This window comes from Rhizobium sp. ERR 1071 (assembly GCF_007828675.1).
GTDB lineage: Bacteria > Pseudomonadota > Alphaproteobacteria > Rhizobiales > Rhizobiaceae > Rhizobium > Rhizobium dioscoreae.
Genome location: NZ_VITM01000005.1, coordinates 12,534 through 33,867, shown reverse-complemented (window position 1 = coordinate 33,867; position 21,334 = coordinate 12,534). Strand labels below are relative to the sequence as shown.

The 21,334-nt window shown below is 60.2% G+C and carries 23 protein-coding genes and 1 pseudogene; 10 read left to right on the top strand and 14 right to left on the bottom strand.

Translation table 11 applies throughout. The annotated features are described in order from the left end of the window. Positions 1 to 44 precede the first annotated feature (44 nt). The 7 genes from FBZ99_RS18545 to FBZ99_RS18515 all read right to left on the bottom strand — a co-directional run bounded on the left by FBZ99_RS18545 (position 45) and on the right by FBZ99_RS18515 (position 6,779). The gene (locus FBZ99_RS18545) at positions 45 to 1,058 is read right to left on the bottom strand and encodes a sugar ABC transporter substrate-binding protein (RefSeq protein ID WP_113353424.1); all 1,014 of its coding nucleotides are present in this window, start codon (positions 1,056 to 1,058) and stop codon (positions 45 to 47) included. 195 nt (positions 1,059 to 1,253) lie between these two features. Continuing rightward, positions 1,254 to 1,946, bottom strand: coding sequence for an amino acid ABC transporter permease (locus FBZ99_RS18540; protein WP_113353425.1), 693 nt, complete (start codon positions 1,944 to 1,946; stop codon positions 1,254 to 1,256). 16 nt (positions 1,947 to 1,962) lie between these two features. After that, complete coding sequence (locus FBZ99_RS18535) at positions 1,963 to 2,670, bottom strand: amino acid ABC transporter permease (protein WP_113353426.1); 708 nt, start codon at positions 2,668 to 2,670, stop codon at positions 1,963 to 1,965. A 57-nt stretch (positions 2,671 to 2,727) separates the two neighbouring features. Further along, positions 2,728 to 3,546 carry an amino acid ABC transporter substrate-binding protein gene (locus tag FBZ99_RS18530; RefSeq protein ID WP_112721605.1) on the bottom strand — a complete coding sequence of 273 codons (819 nt, stop codon included), beginning with the start codon at positions 3,544 to 3,546 and terminating at the stop codon, positions 2,728 to 2,730. A 14-nt stretch (positions 3,547 to 3,560) separates the two neighbouring features. Further along, positions 3,561 to 4,301 (bottom strand): amino acid ABC transporter ATP-binding protein, encoded by a 741-nt coding sequence (locus FBZ99_RS18525; protein WP_069614054.1) that lies wholly within the window; start codon positions 4,299 to 4,301, stop codon positions 3,561 to 3,563. A gap of 7 nt (positions 4,302 to 4,308) precedes the next feature. Then, positions 4,309 to 5,784, bottom strand: coding sequence for an NAD(P)-binding domain-containing protein (locus tag FBZ99_RS18520; RefSeq protein WP_113353427.1), 1,476 nt, complete (start codon positions 5,782 to 5,784; stop codon positions 4,309 to 4,311). Further along, entirely contained in the window at positions 5,781 to 6,779 is a 999-nt protein-coding gene (locus tag FBZ99_RS18515) for a LysR family transcriptional regulator (RefSeq protein WP_113395158.1), read from the bottom strand. The genes FBZ99_RS18520 and FBZ99_RS18515 overlap by 4 nt, the downstream gene beginning before the upstream one ends. Positions 6,780 to 6,941: 162 nt before the next feature. Here FBZ99_RS18515 and FBZ99_RS18510 point away from each other — a divergent pair, with 162 nt between their 5' ends. Together FBZ99_RS18510 and FBZ99_RS18505 are read left to right on the top strand one after the other, a co-directional pair. After that, entirely contained in the window at positions 6,942 to 7,424 is a 483-nt protein-coding gene (locus FBZ99_RS18510) for a CMD domain-containing protein (RefSeq protein ID WP_113353429.1), read from the top strand. Continuing rightward, positions 7,421 to 7,996, top strand: coding sequence for a peroxidase-related enzyme (locus tag FBZ99_RS18505; RefSeq protein ID WP_113353430.1), 576 nt, complete (start codon positions 7,421 to 7,423; stop codon positions 7,994 to 7,996). Before FBZ99_RS18510 ends, FBZ99_RS18505 begins: the two co-directional genes overlap by 4 nt. Positions 7,997 to 8,322: 326 nt before the next feature. Here the strand turns inward: FBZ99_RS18505 and FBZ99_RS18500 are convergent, their stop codons facing one another. The 5 genes and pseudogenes from FBZ99_RS18500 to FBZ99_RS18480 all read right to left on the bottom strand — a co-directional run bounded on the left by FBZ99_RS18500 (position 8,323) and on the right by FBZ99_RS18480 (position 13,351). Further along, complete coding sequence (locus FBZ99_RS18500; RefSeq protein ID WP_442966496.1) at positions 8,323 to 9,300, bottom strand: aliphatic sulfonate ABC transporter substrate-binding protein; 978 nt, start codon at positions 9,298 to 9,300, stop codon at positions 8,323 to 8,325. A gap of 18 nt (positions 9,301 to 9,318) precedes the next feature. Next, a pseudogene (locus FBZ99_RS18495) lies at positions 9,319 to 10,102 on the bottom strand (ABC transporter ATP-binding protein); the annotation flags it as partial. Then, entirely contained in the window at positions 10,099 to 10,833 is a 735-nt protein-coding gene (locus tag FBZ99_RS18490; protein ID WP_113353587.1) for an ABC transporter permease, read from the bottom strand. The pseudogene FBZ99_RS18495 and the gene FBZ99_RS18490, both read right to left, overlap by 4 nt. A 68-nt stretch (positions 10,834 to 10,901) precedes the next feature. After that, complete coding sequence (locus FBZ99_RS18485; RefSeq protein ID WP_113353433.1) at positions 10,902 to 11,861, bottom strand: formylglycine-generating enzyme family protein; 960 nt, start codon at positions 11,859 to 11,861, stop codon at positions 10,902 to 10,904. A 53-nt stretch (positions 11,862 to 11,914) separates the two neighbouring features. After that, positions 11,915 to 13,351 carry a sulfatase family protein gene (locus tag FBZ99_RS18480; protein ID WP_113388791.1) on the bottom strand — a complete coding sequence of 479 codons (1,437 nt, stop codon included), beginning with the start codon at positions 13,349 to 13,351 and terminating at the stop codon, positions 11,915 to 11,917. A gap of 157 nt (positions 13,352 to 13,508) precedes the next feature. Here FBZ99_RS18480 and FBZ99_RS18475 point away from each other — a divergent pair, with 157 nt between their 5' ends. Together FBZ99_RS18475 and FBZ99_RS18470 are read left to right on the top strand one after the other, a co-directional pair. Further along, on the top strand, positions 13,509 to 14,549 hold the full coding sequence (locus tag FBZ99_RS18475) for a LacI family DNA-binding transcriptional regulator (protein ID WP_246661133.1): 1,041 nt from the start codon (positions 13,509 to 13,511) through the stop codon (positions 14,547 to 14,549). Position 14,550: 1 nt separating this feature from the next. Then, positions 14,551 to 15,990: a sulfatase family protein gene (locus tag FBZ99_RS18470; RefSeq protein WP_233788491.1), complete on the top strand. Its 1,440-nt coding sequence runs from the start codon at positions 14,551 to 14,553 to the stop codon at positions 15,988 to 15,990. 94 nt (positions 15,991 to 16,084) lie between these two features. Here FBZ99_RS18470 and FBZ99_RS18465 read toward each other — a convergent pair whose 3' ends face one another. Then, positions 16,085 to 17,353, bottom strand: a complete 1,269-nt coding sequence (locus tag FBZ99_RS18465; protein ID WP_113353437.1) for a D-tagatose-bisphosphate aldolase, class II, non-catalytic subunit — start codon at positions 17,351 to 17,353, stop codon at positions 16,085 to 16,087. A gap of 51 nt (positions 17,354 to 17,404) precedes the next feature. On the opposite strand from FBZ99_RS18465, the gene FBZ99_RS18460 reads away from it, so the two are divergent. Together FBZ99_RS18460 and FBZ99_RS18455 are read left to right on the top strand one after the other, a co-directional pair. Beyond that, complete coding sequence (locus FBZ99_RS18460) at positions 17,405 to 17,692, top strand: hypothetical protein (protein ID WP_145634190.1); 288 nt, start codon at positions 17,405 to 17,407, stop codon at positions 17,690 to 17,692. A gap of 111 nt (positions 17,693 to 17,803) precedes the next feature. Beyond that, positions 17,804 to 18,418 (top strand): outer membrane protein, encoded by a 615-nt coding sequence (locus FBZ99_RS18455; RefSeq protein ID WP_113353439.1) that lies wholly within the window; start codon positions 17,804 to 17,806, stop codon positions 18,416 to 18,418. 207 nt (positions 18,419 to 18,625) lie between these two features. On the opposite strand, the gene FBZ99_RS18450 is transcribed toward FBZ99_RS18455, so the two are convergent. Continuing rightward, positions 18,626 to 18,919 carry a substrate-binding domain-containing protein gene (locus tag FBZ99_RS18450; protein WP_145634188.1) on the bottom strand — a complete coding sequence of 98 codons (294 nt, stop codon included), beginning with the start codon at positions 18,917 to 18,919 and terminating at the stop codon, positions 18,626 to 18,628. Positions 18,920 to 19,389: 470 nt separating this feature from the next. On the opposite strand from FBZ99_RS18450, the gene FBZ99_RS18440 reads away from it, so the two are divergent. The 4 genes from FBZ99_RS18440 to FBZ99_RS18425 all read left to right on the top strand — a co-directional run bounded on the left by FBZ99_RS18440 (position 19,390) and on the right by FBZ99_RS18425 (position 21,310). Further along, on the top strand, positions 19,390 to 19,827 hold the full coding sequence (locus FBZ99_RS18440) for a curlin (protein ID WP_113353441.1): 438 nt from the start codon (positions 19,390 to 19,392) through the stop codon (positions 19,825 to 19,827). Positions 19,828 to 19,891: 64 nt separating this feature from the next. After that, a complete protein-coding gene (gene csgH / locus FBZ99_RS18435; RefSeq protein WP_113353442.1) occupies positions 19,892 to 20,290 on the top strand; it encodes a curli-like amyloid fiber formation chaperone CsgH in 399 nt (132 codons plus the stop codon). A 236-nt stretch (positions 20,291 to 20,526) separates the two neighbouring features. After that, complete coding sequence (locus FBZ99_RS18430) at positions 20,527 to 20,940, top strand: curlin (RefSeq protein ID WP_113353443.1); 414 nt, start codon at positions 20,527 to 20,529, stop codon at positions 20,938 to 20,940. A gap of 220 nt (positions 20,941 to 21,160) precedes the next feature. Continuing rightward, positions 21,161 to 21,310, top strand: coding sequence for a hypothetical protein (locus FBZ99_RS18425; protein WP_095438695.1), 150 nt, complete (start codon positions 21,161 to 21,163; stop codon positions 21,308 to 21,310). The last annotated feature ends 24 nt before the right edge of the window (positions 21,311 to 21,334 follow it).

The window sequence follows — 21,334 nt, the reverse complement described above, 5'->3', positions numbered from 1 at the left end:
GTTCCGGGCGATCCAGCCATGGCGGCATCGCCCGGAGCGGACTATCAGCCGATGCCGAGCTTCTTGGTGACCTCGCCGACATTGGCCTTGTTGGCCAGAAGTGCTGGAACGTAGGTCTCGCGCGGCAACGTCTGCCCGGCGAGGAGCTTCGCAACATTGCGGATGGCGGTGCGGCCGATTTCCGCGGGCTGTTGAGCGACGTCGGCGCCAGCGGGCGATTTCGGATCGGCGATGAGCTGCAGCACTTCCGGGCTGCCATCGACGCCGTAGGTGCGGATTTCGGTGCGGCCAGCGGCGGCAAGCGCCTGGGTCGCGCCGAGCTGCGGGATGTCCCATGCCGACCAGATCGCCTTGATCGACCCCTTTTCCGGATATTTGTTCAAAATCGCGGTGATCTGGGTGAAAGCGTCCTGCACGGTATTCGGGATGACGTCGCGCAGTTCCGGCTGGATGATCTTCACCTTCGGGAAATATTTGACGACATTGACCAGCTGGTCATAGCGGATCGCGCAAGGCGTCACGCCGTAAAAGCCGTTGAAGACGACGATATTGCCTTCGCCGCCGATATCGGAGACGAGCTGGAGCGCCAGGTCCTTGCCGATGCCCCAGTTGTCGGAGGTGGTATTGTTGATCGAATTGGTCGAGCCGACGTCGACCGTCAGAACCGGAATGCCGGCGTCGCGCGCCTTCTTCAGCCAGGGGTCGATGACGCTGAGCGTCCCGAGGATCTGAACGATGGCATCCGGCTTCTGGGCAATCAGCGTCTGCAATTGCGAGACCAGTTTGGCGTCGTTGCGCCCCGCGTCCACGGCGATCGGCTCGCCCCCGAGGCGTTTGACCTCTTCGATCTGGGCATTATAGGCCTGCAGGTCGAAGAAATGGTCGGTTCCGGTCGCGCTGATGGCGATGCGCTTACCCTTTAGGGACGGCTCTTCCCCGGCCGCGAAGGCGGGCTTTCGCCCGATCAGCGAAGCGCCGGCAACGGCAACTCCAGCCGCCGCGGATAATTTCAGCAGCTCCCGTCTTCCTAGACCGCTGTCGGACTTTTCGATGCTCATTGCCACTCTCTCCAATTTGACTTTAGTCTATAAATTAAGTGGACTAACGAGAATGGGGAGAAATGAATTTCCAAAAAGGCGGCCTGGAGAGGAAAGAGTAGACGGCGCGGGTGCTCGTCCCCGGCCGCGGCTTTCAAGGACGATCAGCCGATGGAGACCGTCTTGTCTTGCCGCGTGGGAAGCGTTGGGTCGAGATCAAGTCCGCACCCTGAGCGCTCGCTCCGTCCTGTCCGCGATCTGGGTTACTGCATAGGCTATCACCATGTAGATCACGACCGCGACCAGGAAGGCCTCGAGATAGTAGAAGTTCAGCGCTGCGGTCAGTTGCGACTGCGCGAAGATGTCGACCACCTCGATGGCGAACCCCAGGGAAAGCGCCTTCATGATGACCATGAAGGAATTGGCAAGATCCGGTATCGCCGCGACGATGACCTGCGGAAGCATGACCCGGCGGAAGAGTTGGCTCTTCTTGTAGCCGAGCGAATAGGCTGCATCGGCCTGGCCGGTGTCGAAAGAATTCAGAGCGCCCTTGACGACTTCCGCCTGGAAGGCGGCGACGCAAGCGGTCAGGGCGACAATGAGCGTGACCCAGTTTGGCGTGGAATGGCCGTTATAGTCCACGCCAATCAGCGATGTCAGGAATTGCAGGGTCGAGGGCAGGCCATAATAGGCGAGGAAGATCACCACGACCATCGGCACGCCCTTGAACGCGACCTTGTAGGCGACGACAAGCTGTCGCAGGACAGGGATGCGCCGATATTCCACCATGGCGAACAGGCTGCCTATGATCGTCGAGAAGACGAAGATCGCAAGCGCCATCGCGAGCGTGAGGGGTACCGCACCCAGGATATCCCAAAGATCGGAGAGAAGAACGTCGATATCGAACATGTAGCAACTCCTTCGATCAGACGCTTGCCATCATCCTGGTTCTGCCGCGCTTCGCGCCTGGAGAAAATCTCGCGGAACGAAGCTCGAAAAAGCGGACGACAGACCAGGCGACCAGGCAAAGCAGCGAATAGAGCACCGCCAGCACGAGGTATGTTTCGAACTGGTACTGGTTATAGTCACGCTCCATCACAAGATGAGCGGTCGCCATGACATCGGCCGCGCCGATATACATGACGAGCGCGACGTTATGGATCAGATAGATGATCGAATTGCCGTAGCCGGGAAGCGCGATGTGAACCGCCTGTGGCCCGAGAACGCGCGTGAGCTTCTGGCGGAACGTATAGCCAAGACTGTCCGCGGCATCATGCTGGCCGCGTTCGACGGCGAGATAGGCCGGCCGCATGACTTCGGACAGATAGCCGCCGTGATAGAGGCTCAAGCCCAGCATCGCCGCGATGGTCGGGGACACGAAGTCCGCGACGCCGAACACACCCACAAGCACGGGAAGCCCGTAGAAGGCGACGAACAATTGCAGGACGACGGGCACGCTGCGGGCATAGGATACGTAGAGATCCGCCAAATGGCTGATCACCGGGATCCTGCGAACCCGGAACGTCGTCGCGATCAACGCCAGCACGAAGCCGGCGATCATGGCCGTGAACGTGATCGCAAGCGTCAGCGGCAGAGCCGAGAGCAGCTCTGGGATCATGACGGAAAGGTCCACTTCGGAACACTCCTTCTCTCAGTCTTTGGGCCTGATCACCGGGGTCGGAGGGCGGCGTTACTTCATATACGTGGTGATGTCCTCGCCGAACCACTTCTGCGAGAGCTTGGCAAGCGTGCCGTCGGCCTTGAGCTCCTTCAGAGCCTTGTCGATGCCATCGGAGAGGGCCTTGTTCTCCTCGGAGCGATGGATCAGCACGAAGGTCTGATTGATCGCGACCGGCTCGCTCGTCTTGATGTCGAGCTTCTGCTGGTCGATCACGGTCTGCTCGCCGAGGTTGGATGGCAGCACGAGCGCATCGTATTTGCCGTTCTGCACTTCCTTCAGCCGGTCCGGATAGGGAACGCCGGCGCTCGAGGCGGTGATCTCGATCTTGTAAGCCGGGTTTTGCTCCTGCCATGCCGTGGCGAACTTGTAGATGCCGCCGCCTGCGGTGACGGGCACGATCTTCTTGCCGACCAGATCCTTCATCTCGTTGATGCCGCTATCCTTGCGGCTATAGATCTTGATCAAGCTCGCACCGATCGGGGCGTCAGGAATGAGGAACTGCTTTTCACGGGCAGGCGCGCGATAATAGCCGCCCGTCGCGATGTCGTACTTGCCGGTGGCAAGGCCGGTTTCCTGGGCGATGTCGGCCGCACCTTCCATGACGAACTTGTACTGGGGCAGCTTCGCGTTGATCGCCCTTAGCACGTCGGGTTCGTAACCCTGCGGCTCGACGCCGATCGCGCCCCAGGAGAGCGGCTTCGATTCGGCCGCGGTGGCGATCTTGATCGTGCGGACCTCCTCGGCGAACGAGGCGGTTGCGAAGGCGATCGCGACGCCTGCTACGGCAAGACCGAGGCCACGGCGCGAGATTGAACTCATGGAAGTCATTTCAGGCATCCTTTCTACTGGATCGCGCGTTCGGAATTGAGAAACTGAGCGAGGCGCGGGTTGGAGGGTGTATCGAAGATTTCGGCCGGAGTGCCGTCCGCGGCGACAACGCCCCGGTCCATGAAGACGATGCGGTTCGAGATGTTCTTGGCGAACTGCATCTCATGGGTAACGAGGAGCGATGTGATGCCCGAGGACGTCACATCCTTGATCACCTTCAGGACCTCGTTCACCAGTTCGGGGTCAAGCGACGATGTCGGCTCGTCGAACAGCATCACGTCCGGCTTGACCGCCAAGGCGCGGGCGATGCCGGTCCGCTGGAGCTGACCACCTGAGAGCTGGGAGGGATAGTTGTCGAGCTTGTCGGCAAGTCCGACGCGCTCGAGTTCCCGCAGGGCAATCGCGCGGGCCTCTTCCTTCGGCTTGCGCTGAACGACCACCAGCGGGTCCATGACGTTCTGGATGACGGTCATGTTCTTGAAGACGTTGAACTGCTGGAAAACCATCGCCGTGCGAAGACGGATCGCCTGCACCGCGGCCTTGTCGGGGCGAGCGTAATCCATGCGGATGCCATCCAACGCGATCGAGCCGGAGGACGGCTTGGTCAGATGGTTGATGCACTTGAGAAGCGTCGTCTTGCCGGTGCCGCTCGGGCCGATGATCGACACCACGTCGCCCCGTTTCACCGACAGGTCCACACCATTTAGAATTTGCGTGCTTCCGTAAGACAGCTTTAGGTTCTTGATCTCAAGCATTGCGGGCTCAGGTCCTTTCGGAAGATAGTTCGGAAGGCTCCTTGGTATCGTCATCCGCCCACTCGTCACCGAGGAGTTCCGGCGTGTCGAAAGCCTGGAGGTTTTCAAAGTGTTTCTCGCGGTCGGCGACAAAGAGGGCGCGGACAATGCCGCGCGCCAGGCGATCGGCACCTTCGCTGATCGCGGGGATGTCGCCGGTGAGCTTGCCGTGACTGAGTGTCGCCGGAAAATTGAAGCAGTGAATCCTTGCCAGCGTCGGGCACGAGCCCGGCTCCCTTTCGAGGAATTCGAACGCCTCTCCGAGATCGGGGGATCCCTCGAGCTCGGCGTTGGGCATCTCCGCCGGCACCGGGAAGCGATCGCGCCACAAGCGTATATGTGGGCCGAAGGCGGCAAGCTCCGGTCGATTGCTCAGGTCGATCTTGAAGCCCGTTCCAAAGATCAGAAAGTCGACGGGATAGCCGGCCCTCGGCGTCGTCACGATGACGTGGTCGCCTTCTTGCTCCAGCCTGCTGATAGGGCTCTCAAGATGGAGATGGGCTTGCGGGAAGGAACTGACGCGCAAGACGCTCGGCCGCGGCGGCGGCGTCTGCTGGGCCATGGCATAATTGAGGAAGCGCCACTTCCACTCATCGGGAAGGCCGGCGAATCCGTGCACGACGCCCTGGCTGCCGATGCCGGTGAACTTGTTGATCCGCGGCAGCTCCCTGCGGCGCACGAACATGTCGAGGCGCGCCGCACCGGCTTCGAGAGCGGCCGCTGCATTGTCCATCGCCGAGGCGCCGGCACCAATCACGCCTATCCGCTTGCCGCGCAGCATCGCGAAATCGATGTCGTCAGCGGTATGCGCCCAGAACTTGCCACCGATACTTTTCGCGATATCTGGCACGAACGGGCCGCCCAGACCATCGCGGCCGGTCGCCAACACCGCATGACGCGCAATGATCGTCTCCTTGAGGCCGTCCTCGGTGCAGACAAGATCAAGCATTCCGTCCTCGCGTGGGAGGATCGCATCGACTGTCACGCCGTTGCGGACGGGAAGCTCGAGCACCTTACGGTACCAGATCAGATATTCCATCCACGTCTCACGCGGCGCGCGGTCGAGTGCGACCCACGCCTCCCGGCCAAAGCGCGCTTCGTAGTAGGCGCGAAACGTCAGGGCGGGCAGCCCCATCGCTGGACCGGTGAGCTGCTTGGGAGAGCGTAGCGTTCGCATTCGGGCGAAGGTGACCCAAGGCCCCTCGCGACCCGCGGGTGCCTTGTCGAGCACGACATGGTTGGCGACGCCCAGCCTCTTCAGCATCGCGGAGGCGACGAGCCCGGCCATGCCCGCGCCAATGATGACGACATCGACGACAGGCTGACCGTCGATCATGCGCGGCGGCACCCAGGATTTGGCCGGCAGTTCCAGCCAGGCGAGATCCTGCCGCAGCCGCGCCTCAAGAGCATCGAGACCGTCCGGCAAGATTGAAAGGTCGCTCATATCGACGCTCCCTCAGGTCTCGCGGTTTGCCCGTAAATGGTATCGGCCAGCGCTTCCGCGCCGCTCGAGTCGAACAGGCGGCAGCCTGGCATCGTTAAAGCCACCGCGCGCGCCGCCTCGATCACTGCCGTGATCGTCGATGTGAGCGGCAGCGCGGCGGGCGATATCGCACCGAAGAGAAAGGGGATGGTGTGATCAAGCACGCGCATCACGACACCGTCAAGCGGCACGCCGACGACGGTCGCCGGCTCGACGATGCCAACCCCTAGTCCTGCCCGAACCAACGACAGCGCCGTCAGTGAAGCATTGACGTCGATAATCCGGTCCGGCGAGACCCCTGCCCGTTCCAGTGCCTCATCGACTCGATGCCGCAAGCGATATGGATTTGCCAGGGTGATGATGCGGCGATCGGCGAGATCGGCAAGACGCACCACGTCACGGTCGGCGAGCGGATCGTTCGCGGCGATGGCGACGACACATGGAGCCTCCGCGATCCAGTGTATTTCGAGGCCCGGATGTTCGAGCGGCAGGCTTGCGATCCCCAAATCCGCCGAGCGGGCGAGCACTGCCTGGACGACGTTTTCGGCCGCAAGCGCCTGCACATGCAGATGACGCGGGATCAGATCCGGGGCAACGGCCGCGAGTGCCCGCGGCAGAACGCCCGCCGAAAGCGACGGCGTGGCCGCGATCGTCAGCGTGGGTGGTTCATCACGACCGATCGCCTCCGCGCGCTCACGGATATGTGTGAGACTGGCAAGATGGCGCTCGACCTCGGAATGAAACAGCACGCCTCGCGAGGTCGGCGTGATCCGTGGACCGCTTCGATGCAGGAGCGCATAGCCGATATCGGCTTCCAGATCCTGGATGAGCCTGGTGACCGCCGGTTGCGATCGGCCCAGCAAGCGCGCTGCCCCGGTCACGCTACCCGCGGAAATCACCGCCGCGAAGGCTTCAAGTTGACGAATATCGAAAGAGTTAGAATGCATAATTGACATGAAACACCCCTCTTAATGCGAGTAAAGCATAAGAATTCTCACTTGACGATCGGAATTAGATAATTATTTCGCATGAAATTCGCTTAATCATTATCGTTTGACATAATGATGTGTCACGCCTACCTAGATGCTGCCCCCAAAGACGCACCCGAGGAGCCTGTTTTGACACTCATCGAAACCCTAGTCTCCGTGAAGCCTGGCTCCGCGCTCGCCGAAGCCATGGAAAAGCGCGCTGAGATCCTGCGCCTGAGCGAGGCAGCCCATGACGCGGTGCTGCTGCCACGCGATCCCGGCGGTCTGTCCCATGGACTTCGGGCGGCGCTTGCCGCCCGCATGGCCCGGCAAAATCACAACGAGGCGCTGGCGCGCCACTATGATGCTCTCGTGGAGCGGGCGGGCGAAACCGCGATTGCCCCGCTCTCCTCACCTGGCACGACCGTGGAGGACCCACGCGCCGCCGAGATCGTTCGTCACGCCGACCGGCTGACCGTCGCACCGAGGGAGGCGAGCCGGGCGGACATAGAGGCATTGCGCGCCAGCGGCGTGGCCGATGCCGACATCGTCCGCCTCTCCGAACTGGCAGCCTTCGTGAACTACCAGGTGCGCGTCATCGCGGGATTGGCATTGATCGGAGCAAGACAATGAGCGAGGTCGTCCATGCCTTCACCACCAAAATTCCGCGCTGGCAGCCTTATGTCGTTCCAGTCGACCTCGAGACCGCGACCGCGGAACAGCGCGCGGCCATGCAGGTGACGCCGTCCAACAAGGGCATTTCGCCCTATGTCCTGACGCTCGCGCACGATCCGGAATCGCTGAGCGTCCGCTCTCCACTGTTCAATCTGATCATGTACGGAAAGGATGGGCTTGCTTCGAGCGAGCGCGAACTGGGCGCGACGGCCGCGTCCATCGTCAACCACTGCGTCTACTGCGCCGCGGTTCACGCCTCCCGCTTCATCAGCCAGACCAAAAGAACCGACGTGATCGAAGCAATCTTCACGGACGGCCTGGATGCGGAACTCGACGAGCACCTGCAGGCGATCTTTGATTTTTCCGCACGCCTGTCGCCAACGCCGCCCGAAGCCACGAAAGCAGATGCGCAGGCATTGGCCGACGTGGGCTTGTCTGAATTGGAATCCATCGATCTCGTCTTCTCGTCGGCAATTTTCGGCTGGGCGAACCGCCTGATGCATACGCTCGGCGAGCCGGTGACCGATTAGGTCGGATAGACCGAAATATGGACCATGAGCCCCAGGACCGCATCCGCGGCTCTGGTGATCCGCTTGTCATCACCGTCTGGCGATGCGGCCGCGGAGGTTGCTGGCAAGGCCTCCCATCATTTGACGAGACCAAGCGCCGCCGCCACGTGCCCCAGCCGTTGTTTGCTTGCCGGACGATCGTAGATTCGGCGCTTGCCCTCATGTGATTGCCCCTCGATCGAATGGACGATGGTGACTATGGGCACGCTCTTCCGGTATGAAAGGCCAATATGTTTGATCGCGGCTGCCGCGCCACACGACAGCCTTGCCGCCATGCAGGCCCGTTTTCAAGCGGAGAGGAACAATGTCGCGTCGAAATATTTTTCCGGTGGCAGCGGATCCTTGATGGTTCCGAAATCGACGAACATCTTGTTGAATTCACCCAACCACTTCGTGACACTGCCGTCCTCGGTGAACTTGTTCAGCTCGCCGCTCGTTAGAAGTTTTCGGCTTTTCGCAACCTTGGCCGTCGCATCGGGAGGCGATTGCGTAAAGGCGACCGTCAACTCAATCGAATGATCGAGATTGGCAACCCTGTAGTCCATGGCCTTCTTGATGACCTTCAGGAGGCTCTTGGCAAGATCGGGATCGCTTTGGATCGTCTCGTTGCGCGCCACGAAGGTGTTGATGAACGAGGTATCGGGATAGAAATCCTTGTTCGAGGCCAGCTCCTTCATATCGGGGACACGTGGTTTGATCGCATCGATCAAGGGATACCAGATGCCCGCCGCATCGATCTGCTTGGAGGAGAATGCAGCCACGACGGTGCTCGGATCCATCGGGACGACCTGCACGTCCTTGATCGTCAGGCCAGCCTTGCCGAGAGCCATGCGCAGGATCATCTCTCCGGATGTGCCTTGTGGGACACCGACCTTCTTGCCCTTGAGATCGGCGATCGAGGTAAATGCCGCCTGGGCGATGACGCGATCGCTGAACCCGATATCGTTGACGCCGAGCACCTTGGCATGGCCGCTGGCCGGAAGCCACAGCGCGCCCGGCCCGATCGTCCCGAAATCGCGGCTCCCCGCACCCATGGCCTGGATCTGAATGGGACCATTGGTGAACACCTTCAGGTCCGGCTCCAGCCCTTCGGCCTGCCAAAGCTTCTGATCGTTGGCAATCGCGAACAGGCTCGAATTGGGAAAGTCGGAGAGATAGCCGATCCGGATCGGCTTTGAGGCCGCGCGGGCCGACCTAGCGATCATAGGCATCGCGGTGGCGGCCGTCAGAGCCGCGGCCGTCGTCAATAAACTGCGTCTCGTCAGCATGATCATGTCCTCCTGTGATTGCTGATCTTCAGTTTGAGGCAGGGTGATAGACGGCCCGCCAGACCTCGTTGCGCAGCTCGGAAAACCGCGGCGAAAGCCGCATCTCCTCCGTCCGGGGAAAGGCAAGGTCCACGGGAATGATCTTGTGGAGCCGACCCGGACGGGCCGCCATCACAATAACCCGGCTTGCCAGATAGACCGCCTCGTCGACATCATGCGTGATGAACATCACTGTACGGCGCTCCTTGCTCCACATGGCAAGAAGCTGGTCCTGCAATTGCACGCGCGTCAGGGCATCGAGCGCGCCGAAAGGTTCATCCATCAGCAATATCTTCGGATTGACCGCATAGGCCCGGGCAATGGCGCAGCGCTGCTTCATGCCGCCTGAAAGCATCTTCGGCAATGCATCGGCGAAGTCCGTTAGGCCGACGAGCTCGATGAAATGGTCGGCGATGCCGCGGCGCTCATCCTTGGGACGGCCGGAGATTTGAAGCCCGAACTCAACATTCTGCCGCACGGTCAGCCACGGAAACAGGGCATATTGCTGGAAGATGACACCGCGTTCCGGCCCCGGCCCTTTCACAGGCATATTGTCGACCAATACCTGCCCCGATGACGGCGGGGTCAATCCCGCGGCGATGTTCATGGCTGTCGACTTGCCGCAGCCGGAAGGGCCGACGACGGTGATGAACTCGCCATCCTCGATATCGAGGTCAAGGTTTTGCAATGCGGTAAAGGCTGCCTGACCCGCAAGATCGAAGCTTTTCGAAACGTTCTGAAACGAAATCTTCGGCGTCATAGCTTTTCCTGCCATGCTGTGAGAATACGGTCGGCCATCATGACGATCCGATCCATGAGCAGGCCGAGAACGCCGATGGCGATCAGGCTCACGAAAATGGTGGGCAGATCATAATAGAGCTGGGCCTGCTGCATGCGGTAGCCCAGGCCGGACTGCGCGGCGATAAGTTCGGCTGCGACGACGGTGGCCCAGGACGAACCGAGGCCAATGCGCACGCCGACCATGATATAAGGCGTTGAGGCCGGAATGATCACGCGGCGGAAAATGGTGAAATCGTCCGCTCCCAATACGCGCGCGGCGTTGATGAGTGTCTTGTCGACGCTAATCACCCCCTGGTAGGTTGCAACGACGCTCGACAGGAAAGCGGCGAGGAAGATGACAAAGATCTTCGGTGTCTCGTCGATGCCCATCGTCACGATCGCAAGCGGAATGATCGCCAGCGGTGGAATGGTGCGGAAGAATTGCACATAGGGCTCGATGATGCCCCGGGCGATGCGATACCACCCCATCAGGAAGCCGACGGGAACAGCGACGATCAGGCCGAGGCAGAAGCCCGTCATGACCCGGCCGAGACTGGCCAGCGCATCGCCGAGCAGGATGCCATTTTTAGCCTCGGCGGCGGCGGCCGCGGCCACCTGGGCAGGCGTTGGCAGACCAACCAGCCCTTCGGCCGTCACCAGCCACCAAAGGCCGATGCCGATGACGACAGCGGCCACATTCAGACCCAGCATCGCGGCAGGCGTCGTCAGCAACGGGCGCCGCGGAGCGCCAGGGCGTATGGTCGCGTTCGTCGCGATGGTCATTGGCGTTCGCTCCCAACTGCACATTGCTCGCCGCGAGACTTGTCAGCCTGACGGCTGACACAACGGAAGCCGATATGGGTCGTGGCGCTGTCGATCATTTCCGGATGCCGGGCCGCCGGCCGATAGCGGCGGCAATAAGTCGGCGCGCAAAGATGCGATCCACCCTTCAACACCTTGCGCGGAATGCGGATCGCCGGCTGACGCGGGTCGTAGCTTTGCTCGGCAATGGCGACTCTCGGATTGCTCGGAACACAGCAAGGCTTCGCTGCATCGTCTGGATGGCGGTCCGTCCAGTAATCGTCCGTCCACTCCCAGACATTGCCGATCATGTCGGAAAGACCATAGCCATTTGCGGGAAAGGCTCCGACCGGCGTGGTGCCGAACTCAGCCTTGCCGGGGAGATTGGCCATCGGAAAATCGCCGTTCCAGATATTCGCCATCCTGCGGCCGTCGGGCTCGAGCTCCTCGCCCCAGGCGAAGGTCGCCCCTTCCACGCCGCCGCGGGCGGCGAACTCCCATTCCGCCTCGCTCGGCAAAGCCTTTCCGGCCCAGCGCGCATAGGCTGTCGCGTCGGCATGGCAGATCTGCACCACCGGATGATCCATCATCGCCTCCGTCAGAGACGAGATGCCATCGGGCCGATGCCAACATGCACCCGCCGCAAAGTGCCACCAATCACCCCAGAAGCGCATATCGCCGGACCTCCGCGGCGCTCGAAAGACCAATGATCCCGGCTGCAGGATAGCCGGATCGGCGCCGGGATAAACCGATGGGTCCGGCGTCTGCTCCGCGACCGTCACATGACCGGTATCGGCGACGAAGCGCGAAAAGTCCCGGTTCGTGACCGGCGTGGCATCCATGAAGAAGCCGTCGACCCGCACGCGATGAACAGGCCCTTCCTCGGGATAAAAATCTTCCGATCCCATCAGGAAGCTGCCACCTTCGATCCATACCATCCCATCCTTTGCGGGCGGGGACGATCTGGTTGCGGTTGCCTCCTGAAAATCTGTCATCGCACACCCGCCATGACATCGCGCGTGCGGTAGTTCGACTCGATGAGCCAGTCCCGCATGACATCGAGAAGTTCGCGCTTTCGCGCCTCGCATGCGGGATCGTCCCAGAGATTTTGCACCTCGCCAGGATCGTTCTTGAGATCGAACAACTGTCCGTCGCTCGACCCTTTGAAATGGACCAACTTCCATCCCTCGCTACGCACGCCGGTCATGAATTCCACGCCGCCGCTCATGGCGACGTCACCGATCTGCTCGCAGAATACGTGGGTACGAGGCGTCCACTCACCCGTCTCCAGCGCCGACTTCAGGCTGCGCGCCTCGAAGCTCTTCGGCGGCGTGATCCCCGCATATTCCAATATGGTCGGACCGAGATCGAAGAGCTGGCAGAGGCCGTTTAGCTCCCTGCCACCCTCGAATCGATTTGCGGTCGACCAGATGATGGTGGGCACCCGTGTGACGACGTCATACATCGACCATTTCTGGATCAGGCCGTGGTCGCCGAGGCACTCGCCATGGTCGGAGGTGAAGATGACGATCGCATCCTCCAGATAGCCGCGCTCCTTCAAGGCTTCCAGCAACTCACCGATCTTTTGGTCGATCAGCGTCACGTTGCCGAGATAGTGAGCCCAGAGCCGCTGCATCTGCTCGGGCGACGGATCAAGGCTCCAGACAACCGAATCGTGATCGACCTCGACGTCGTGCTGTCGCTTCTCCTTCAGTTCCTGATGCAAGGAATCGAGCTCCTGGCGCGACGGCTTGGGCAACGGCAGATCGTTGCGCTTGAGGTAAGGCTCGGAATATCGCGCCGGCGGATCGAACGGCGGATGCGGGCCTGGGAAGCCGACCTGCAGGAAAAGCGGTTCGGTCCGTGGATATGTGTCAATCCACCACTTCGCCATATTGCCGACGAAAGCGTCGGAATGCAGCTCCTCGGGCAATTCCCAATCAAAGGCGCCAAGACGCTCGCGATAATCCTCCCGCCGACGATAGGTCTCGCGCTGCTGCTTGACCAGACCATTCGCGGCGAGCGCCTTGTCCCATTCGTCGAAATACCAGCGCCCCTCCATGTAACGATCCTTGTTTTCGACGACGTAACGCTCGTGGAAACCGGAGTCCGAATTGTAGGGAATGGTGTGCATCTTGCCGACGTTGACGCAACGATAGCCGGCATCCCTCAACTGGTCGACCCATGTCCTCTGCCAGCGCTGACCATTGGCGAGCACCCCGGTGGTATGTGGATAGTAGCCAGTGAAGAGGCTGGCTCGTGAGGGAACGCAGCTGGGAGCGTTGATATGACAATCAGTCAGCGTCACCCCCTTTTCGACAAGCGCATCAAGATTGGGCGTAACCGCATAGGGAAATCCAAGCGCGGCGATGGAGTCGTATCGCTGCTGGTCGGTCATGATCAGGATGATATTGGGGCGGTCGGCCACGCTTTACGTCCTTCCCTGCTGCCAGAACGCAAATTTCAATGGAAAGTCTCGTTGGAAAAATTTTGCGCTCTTGTCTCCTCGTTCGAGAAATGACATAAAGTTAACGGTAACGCAACGCTCACTTGAGCAAATTTTTGCGAGGAGAATGGGGGCGAACGTGGAGGAGCGAGAAAAGGGCGGCGCACCAACACTGGCTTCGATCGCCGTCAGGGTCGGGGTTTCCATCAATACGGTCTCGCGGGCGCTTCGCGCGCCCAACACGGTGAGGCCGGAACTGCGGCGAGAGATCGCCAAGGCCATGGACGAGCTGAATTATGTGCCGAACCGGCTGGCCGGGGGATTGTCGGGGACGAGATCCGACATCGTCGGCGTCGTCGTGACATCGCTCTATTATTCTGAATTTGCCTCCATTATCGATGCCCTGCAATCGGCGCTTCTCAAAGACAATCTTCAGGTCATGCTCGCCAATACGCGCTATGATCCTGACCAGGAGATAACGCTCGTGCGCTCGATCCTCAGTTGGCGCCCAGCCGCGGTTGCCATTATCGGTGTCGACCACCCGACCAAGGTCACTGAGCTGCTGACGTCCTCGGGCGTTCCGGTCGTCGAAATGTGGGATGTCGGCGGCGACATCATCGATTCCGCGGTCGGCATGGATCATCGGGAGGCCGGCGGGGCGCAGGCCGACCACATGATTGCGTGCGGTTACCGGCATCTCGCCTTTCTCGGCAGCATGCGCGAAAACGACATGCGGGCAAGGAAACGCGCCCACGGCTCAGCACGCGCCATTGCCGCGGCCGGATTGCCGGATCTCGTCTATGCTGTTCGACAGGAAGGCGGCCGGCCGGCGCTCGGCGAAGAGCTCGCCCGTGAACTGCTCGACAGCAATCCACGGATCGACGGGATCATCTGCAACAGCGACGTCGTCGCCTTCGGTGTCCTGAAGGCGCTGCATGAGCGCGGCAGGAAAGTGCCCGCCGATATCGGCGTCGTCGGCTTCGGCGACAGCGAGGCGGCAAGCTACGTCACCCCTTCGCTCAGCACCATCAAGCCCGACCGTCATCGGATCGGCGAACTCACGGCCGAATTGATCGTCGCGCGGATCAACGGCGAGGACCCGCGAACGAGTGTGGTCGACTGGGAACTGCTTGCACGCGACAGTACCCGCTCGCCCTTTAAATCCCTGAATGGAGATTGACGTGACAGAGGCAAGGAACAGGCCCAACATCGTCTTCGTCATGACCGACCAGCAGCGTTTCGATACGATCGCGGCGGCCGGTTTCGACTACATGATCACGCCGAATCTTGATCGCCTGGTTCGGGACGGCACGTGTTTCAGCCACATGTACGTGACGTCACCGTCCTGCGCGCCCTCGCGGGCAAGCCTGTTCACGGGACTCTATCCGCACACCAACGGCGTCTTCCGCAACGATGAGCGCTGGACGCATAGCTGGGTTCGCCGCCTTGCCGATGCTGGCTATCGCTGTGTCAATGTCGGCAAGATGCACACCTCGCCCTTCGAGGAGTCCTTCGGTTTTCACGAAAGGCATGTTGTCGAAAACAAGGATAGAGCGACCGAGCGGCTGCCGTTTTATCTCGACAACTGGGACAAGGCTTTCTGGAGCCGAGGCATCGAAAAGCCGAGCCGCGTCACATACCGACGGCTCGAAGATTATCGCGAACGTCTTGGCGCCTTTGTCTGGGATCTGCCTGAAGATCTGCATTCGGACAATTTCGTCCCTGAGTTCGCCGCCATGTGGCTTGATCGCTACCGGGGCCAAGAACCATTCTTCCTGCAGATCGGCATTCCAGGTCCGCACCCGCCCTACGATCCGACACAGGACTATCTCGACAAATATAGGGATCGCGATCTGCCAGAAGCGATCCGTGACCATGCGGCAATGGATGGGCAGCCATCGGCACTCAAGAAGCTTAGAGAACAACATATCAGCGTCGATCATGATGCGGTCGTGCATCTTGAAAATCCGACGCCGGAACAATTGCGCCGCCAACGCGAGCATTATTTCGCCAACGTCTCGATGATCGATACGCAGATCGGCAAGCTCATGGAGGCGCTCGAGCGTCGCGGCGTTCTTGAGGATACCATCATCATCTTCACGTCGGATCATGGCGACTGTCTGAACGATCATGGACACAGCCAGAAATGGACGATGTACGAGCCGAGCGTGCGCGTGCCGGCAATCGTCTGGTCGCCGGGCCGTGTCGAGCGTGGCAAGATCGTCGGCGACCTCGTTTCGCTCTTCGATTTCGGGCCGACAATCCTGGAGCTGGCGGGACTTGAAGCGCCAAAATGGATGGAAGCACGTTCCTTGGCTCCTTACCTCACCGGTGCGAACGTCACGCCGCGCGAATTCGTCTTCTCCGAACATGCGGGCGACCGTATCCTGAGCGGCACGGAATTCATGACGATGATCCGCGACAAGCGGTTCAAGCTGGTCCACTTCGTCGAGAGCGACGAAGGCCAGCTTTTCGATCTGTCTGTCGATCCAAATGAAGTCAATGACCTGTGGAGCGACCCCGCCTATCAGGATGTCAAACGCCGCCTGATCGATGAAATCCTGAAATGGCGTATCCGCAGCGACCTGAAGACACAAGGCTGGACGGAGGCGATCCTATAAGCGGGAATGGCAAGAGCCTCGATCGCGAGGCCTTTCGAGCTTTAGGTGGCAATGATGAACGGAATATGCGGCAGGAGAGCCGTTTTCCGATCGGTCAGCCGGCTTGTCGGCACGCACGGGCGTAGGTCTCGAGGACCCCACCGACAAACGTCTTGACGATCCTGTCGACGCTGTCCTTCGCGCCGATCCTGTCTGCCATCCGCCCGAGGAACTGGCTTGCCAGCGTCGGCGGAATTTCGCGGCGATGAAGTGTATCGGTCAGCTTTTGAACGGCGCCAACAGCCTCCGGATAACCCCAGTAATAACGGATGCGGTCACTGTAACTGTAGCGAAGTTGAAGCCGGATAGCCTCTTCGCTGCCATGATAATGTCCCGCCCAGTCGCCCGTATGTTTCAGCATGAGGCGCTCCATGGTGACGGCAAGGTCGCGGTCATAGTCCGGGTCAAGTTCCGTTGCGATCAAGTCGAGCGCCAAGAGACCTTCTCGCAGCGCGAACGTCAATCCAGGCCCAACCTTCAGAATTGGAAATCCATCGCGTACCAGTGCGGTCAGCGCGCTTTCCGACTGGTAGTCTGTCGAATGCGCTTCGAAAACCAGACCCACTTCATGATCCAGCACGCTGGTTAGTTTCCTAGCGAGCTCAGGTCTGTAGCCAACGACGTTCTCATTGCCAAACTCCACGCCCGGCTGGACGACGAAGGCAATGCATCTGTCGAACGCCTCCGACAACCCTTCCCTCGCAAAAATCTCGCGATGGATCTCGATGGTGGCGGTGGCGGCTTCGGCCTCGGTCGGTTCGACAACATCGAGCGTGTGGTCCGCGCCTCCCGGCACCGGGACTTCCGTCCCCAGCACGTAGAGCGGCTTGGTGCCGACTTCCCGCGCAGCCTGCTCGGCAATTTTGGCAAGCCTTGCCGCCCTTTGAGCCACGATCGCATCGTCGAGGGCGGATGGGTCATCGGCGCATGCCATGGATGCGTCGAGGTGAATTTTCGTGAAGCCCGCTCTCACATATTCAGCAACCATGACCTCGGCCTTGGCCATTGCCGCGGAGGCGGTCTCCCGCCGCCAGGGATTGGGTCCGAGATGGTCGCCACCGAGGATGACGTCGGAAGTCGTTACCCCGTTGGCCGCGGCGAGCGCGAGAACATCTCCGGCAAAATCCGCCGGCGTTTTTCCAGTGTAGCCGCCAAACTGATTAACCTGGTTACAGGTAGCCTCTATCAGGACGGGACCACCCTCCCGCCGAGCCAGCGACATCGTCGCTTCAAGCACGAGCGGGTGCGCCGAGCATACCGACGTAATTCCGACCGGCTTGCCCGCGCGGCGCGCGTCTGCAAGGCTTTTGAGGAAGAGGTTCATGCGGCTCTCCAACCTTATCCGCTTCTGGAATAGCAATGCGGTTCCCATCACATGTACATGCCCGGCGCCTTCGCAATCAAGGTTTCCGCCGGGGGCTCAAGAATTATCAAGCCCGCCGCCGAACGCATGAAGGTTCGAACCTTCATCGACTTCTTCGCTTCGCGGCCAAACCTGTGTTCGGGGCGGCCGAAAAGCGCTGACCGCATGGGCCTGGATGTTTCCTGCGAAATCACGCAGCATGGGACGCGCCGGGATGGCCCCGTTTTCAAATCCGACAACCCGCCGACCTTGCACCTTTTGACACTCCCCAGTGTTTTTTCGCCGTCGCAACAAAAATGAACATGAAAGCACACACAGCAATCTTGCGGGACGACATAGTCACCCTATGAGCCGGGCGGATGCGACACGCGAACGCCTTTCCGCTGGTGCAAAACATGAGGCACTGCCATTATGCATATCAAGCTTTTCGTCGTCGGCGCCCTGGCGTCGTTCCTGGCCGTTCCGGCCCTCGCCGCCGACCTCACCTATGAGCGTTCTGCGCCAGCCGCCGAACAGGCTTATTCGGCCTATGACTGGTCCGGCTTCTATCTCGGCGGACAGGGCGGCTATGTCTGGAACAAAGGGACCGTTCTGGGCACCGACCGCAATCTCGACGGTGGCACGGCTGGCGTTCATGCCGGATATAATTTCCAATCCGGCAATATCGTCTACGGTATCGAAAACGACTTCAACTACAATTTCAAGGACAAGAAGGAAGCGGATCTCGAATGGGATGCGTCGGGCCGCGCTCGCGTCGGTTACGCCCTGGACCGGACGCTGCTCTTTGCGACAGCCGGTCTCGCTGCCGCCGGCGGCAAGGTTGATGCCCCCGGCGTTGGGAAAAAAGACGATATCCTGATCGGCTGGACGGCCGGCGGCGGCATCGAGCACGCCTTCACGGATAATGTCATCATTCGCGGCGAATACCGCTATTCCGATTTTGGAAACAAGGATTTCGGGTCGGCGATCGGGGAGTTCGGCGCCACTCAGAACAAGGTGCTTGTTGGCGCGAGCTACAAGTTCTGAAAAAACGAACAGCAAGCCGCGCTGGCCAAAGCCAGTAGACAAACCGGCAATCGGGCGGAGGAAAAAATCCTCGGTCCAATTGCTGGCACCGGCATGTTTCCCGTCTGCCTTTGCAAACAGCGGTTAGCTATCCGGCTGTCCCCATGCCGAGCAGGGGCGGCGGACACGACCGGGTGCGTCTTACTACCTTTTCGTCCGGATCGCGCGTCAAGTGGTGCCGCGCAATTCCACGCGGGGTTCGATCAGCGGATGTCTGGCCTCGCGCCGGCCATCGATCCTGCCGAGCAGCACCTCCACAGCCGTCCGCCCGAGCAGCATCTGGTATTGATCGACGCTCGTCAGGCCGACGAGCGGCATGGCGGCCATCGGAGAGTTGTCGTAGCCGATGATCGCAAGATCTTCAGGAACCCGAATAGCGCTTGTCCGTGCTGCATTGATCAAGGGGGCGGCATCGAGATCGGGCGCCATATCGAGCGGCTCGGCGCCGACACGGTCGTTCATCTTGATGTCCCCGAACTGATATCACTTGTCGCACGCACCGACGGCGATCGACCGATCCAGATCGGCGAGGCTTTGTTCGCCACGCCGTTGACCGGGAAGGAACACAGATTTTCATAGCACCGAGCCACATTGATCTTGATCCAAGGGAGGCGGCCCGCGGGGCTTCGCATGCACCAAGCCGTTGCATTGTTTTTTTAATGCGACGAGCAGAAGCTCTTTACCTGCGATGTTTCCGACCTTCAGAGCAGACAATCGCCGGCCTATATCCATTTTCATCGTGCGGGTAGCTGCCAGCTCGCTAGAAACCAATGAGCCACCATGTCATTTCTTCGGAACGCTAATTGCGAGAGGCTGGTACCGATCTCCGCGAATGAACCCGGGCTGAATGGTGCTTTCAGCTTCTGTTCCGAAGGCGGCGTCTAAAAGAAAGACGTTCAACCGCGGTCTTATCCGCCTGAGGAGACACAGTCATGATCCGCACGTCTTTCATTGCAACCGCACTCGTCGCTCTCGTCGGCATCACCGCCGCGGCCCCCGCCATGGCCAACGATGTGCGTATCGAACAATATGGCTGGTCGAACTCCGCCGGCGGCGCTCAGGAAGGGTATGCAAACCGCATCAGAACCTACCAGAACGGCGCCTACAACCGGATCGTCGGCCATCAATATGGCCGCCACAACCTTTCGGCTATCGGTCAGGAAGGCAATGACAATTACGGCGCCACCTATCAGAACGGTGACCGCAACATAGCTGGCATCGGCCAGTTTGGCTCCAACCACACGACCATTCTTACCCAGGACGGCAATGGCAACATCGCGGCTGGCGTCCAGGTCGGCCATGGCTGCAGCGCCAATGTCAGCCAGGGCGGCAACGGCAATGTCGCGGCCTTCGTCCAGGCCTGCCCTTAAGCGACCGCGCGATGACGTGAAAGAAGTCACAAACGCGACAGCAGACCATTTGGGGAGATGACCCATGCCAAATAGCGTCAAACATCCACGCCGACTGATGACGATCCTCGCGCTGGTCCTGCTTCCCGTCGGCGCCGTTGCGGCCATGACGACTGCCAACCAATCTGACGATGCGGGGCTTTGCGAAATCAAAGCAACGCCTGGAGCAGGTATGGTGAGACTGGATGCGCTCGTCCACGCCGACACGCATGTCGGCGGGACTTACACGTTTCGCGTCGAAAAATCGGGAGACGGTGGAAGTTCCATGATCAACCAGAGTGGCGATTTCGATGCCACGGCCGGGCATCCGGCAATCCTCAGCTCCGTCTCGCTCGGCTCCAAAGGAACCGCATACAGGGCAACGCTGGATATTGTGATCGGAGATAAGAGTTTCAGCTGCACGAAGCAGGTCGGCGACAACTAATCGGCCTCCAAACTCTGCAAATCCCTTTAAAAGGGCGCCGGCTCCTGGCGCCCTTTTGCTTTCGATCAGGTTTAGAGCGGTTCAGTTTCTCACGGAGCCTCTGAACCGCTCTGTCTCTTTGGTTTCACGCAATTCCAGACGACTGAACCACAACTGAACGGGCAATTCCGACGGGGTTCAGCTTAAAGATGCGAAGGTTGGTCATCGGCTCAGACAGCCGGCCAATGGAGATCAGGATGACCCGCAGCGTGTTTAAGATCCTTACCATCACTCTTCTTGCCGGGAGCCTGGGACAGGTCGCCTTGTCCGCGCCAGCCTATGCCGGTGGCCGGATCTCGTTCAACCTTGTGCCTGATAATGCCGAGGATGCGGATCTTTTCTCGACCGGACTGCGCGTCTATTCGCTGTACCGCGGCCTGAAAGACGCCGACATCCGGCAGCTGGGCCGGGGGAACGCGGCTGGCATTGCCCAGGCCGGCCGAGGCAATCTCGGCTTCATCCAGCAGCAGGGCAATGGTCATTCCGCAACCTTGCGGCAGAACGGCAACAACAATGCCTATGGCATTTTCCAGTACGGACGAAATACTGAAACCGATGTGGAGCAGGATGGGGATAATGGCAGTGGCGCTACCTTCAGCTACGGCTGGTAGGCAGTTCACGGCAATCCCGAAGGCGATCCCAGGCAAAAGATCTTCGCTTATTTTGGCAGAGAGAGAAAGCGCCGGCGAACGGCGCGCGGAATGATTTCCTCCTCGATACAGGCGAAGGAAAAGCCGGTCTTTCCTTTCGGATGGGCTTTTATCGCGGCTTGGCACGATCGGAACCAGGGCTGCCGACGGGGGTTATATCCATAGCAAAGGAGAAACCGTCATGATCCGCAAACTGAAATCCGGTGAATATCGTCTCTACTCACGCAAGCTCGATCCGAAGACACACAAGCGCAAGAATCTCGGGACGTTCAAGACCCGCGAGGCGGCCGAAAAGCATGAGCGCGAGGTGCAATATTTCAAGCACCACTAACAGATCGGCGGAGCCGGATGGGCG

Bases quoted from the DNA above. Each gene is read 5' to 3' on its own strand.
- FBZ99_RS18545 (WP_113353424.1), bottom strand. From the start codon at position 1,058: ATGAGCATCGAAAAGTCCGACAGCGGTCTAGGAAGACGGGAGCTGCTG.
- FBZ99_RS18540 (WP_113353425.1), bottom strand. From the start codon at position 1,946: ATGTTCGATATCGACGTTCTTCTCTCCGATCTTTGGGATATCCTGGGT.
- FBZ99_RS18530 (WP_112721605.1), bottom strand. From the start codon at position 3,546: ATGACTTCCATGAGTTCAATCTCGCGCCGTGGCCTCGGTCTTGCCGTA.
- FBZ99_RS18525 (WP_069614054.1), bottom strand. From the start codon at position 4,301: ATGCTTGAGATCAAGAACCTAAAGCTGTCTTACGGAAGCACGCAAATT.
- FBZ99_RS18520 (WP_113353427.1), bottom strand. From the start codon at position 5,784: ATGAGCGACCTTTCAATCTTGCCGGACGGTCTCGATGCTCTTGAGGCG.
- FBZ99_RS18515 (WP_113395158.1), bottom strand. From the start codon at position 6,779: ATGTCAATTATGCATTCTAACTCTTTCGATATTCGTCAACTTGAAGCC.
- FBZ99_RS18505 (WP_113353430.1), top strand. From the start codon at position 7,421: ATGAGCGAGGTCGTCCATGCCTTCACCACCAAAATTCCGCGCTGGCAG.
- FBZ99_RS18490 (WP_113353587.1), bottom strand. From the start codon at position 10,833: ATGCTGGGTCTGAATGTGGCCGCTGTCGTCATCGGCATCGGCCTTTGG.
- FBZ99_RS18485 (WP_113353433.1), bottom strand. From the start codon at position 11,861: ATGGTATGGATCGAAGGTGGCAGCTTCCTGATGGGATCGGAAGATTTT.
- FBZ99_RS18465 (WP_113353437.1), bottom strand. From the start codon at position 17,353: ATGAACCTCTTCCTCAAAAGCCTTGCAGACGCGCGCCGCGCGGGCAAG.
- FBZ99_RS18460 (WP_145634190.1), top strand. From the start codon at position 17,405: ATGTACATGCCCGGCGCCTTCGCAATCAAGGTTTCCGCCGGGGGCTCA.
- FBZ99_RS18455 (WP_113353439.1), top strand. From the start codon at position 17,804: ATGCATATCAAGCTTTTCGTCGTCGGCGCCCTGGCGTCGTTCCTGGCC.
- FBZ99_RS18450 (WP_145634188.1), bottom strand. From the start codon at position 18,919: ATGAACGACCGTGTCGGCGCCGAGCCGCTCGATATGGCGCCCGATCTC.
- FBZ99_RS18440 (WP_113353441.1), top strand. From the start codon at position 19,390: ATGATCCGCACGTCTTTCATTGCAACCGCACTCGTCGCTCTCGTCGGC.
- csgH (WP_113353442.1), top strand. From the start codon at position 19,892: ATGCCAAATAGCGTCAAACATCCACGCCGACTGATGACGATCCTCGCG.
- FBZ99_RS18430 (WP_113353443.1), top strand. From the start codon at position 20,527: ATGACCCGCAGCGTGTTTAAGATCCTTACCATCACTCTTCTTGCCGGG.
- FBZ99_RS18425 (WP_095438695.1), top strand. From the start codon at position 21,161: ATGATCCGCAAACTGAAATCCGGTGAATATCGTCTCTACTCACGCAAG.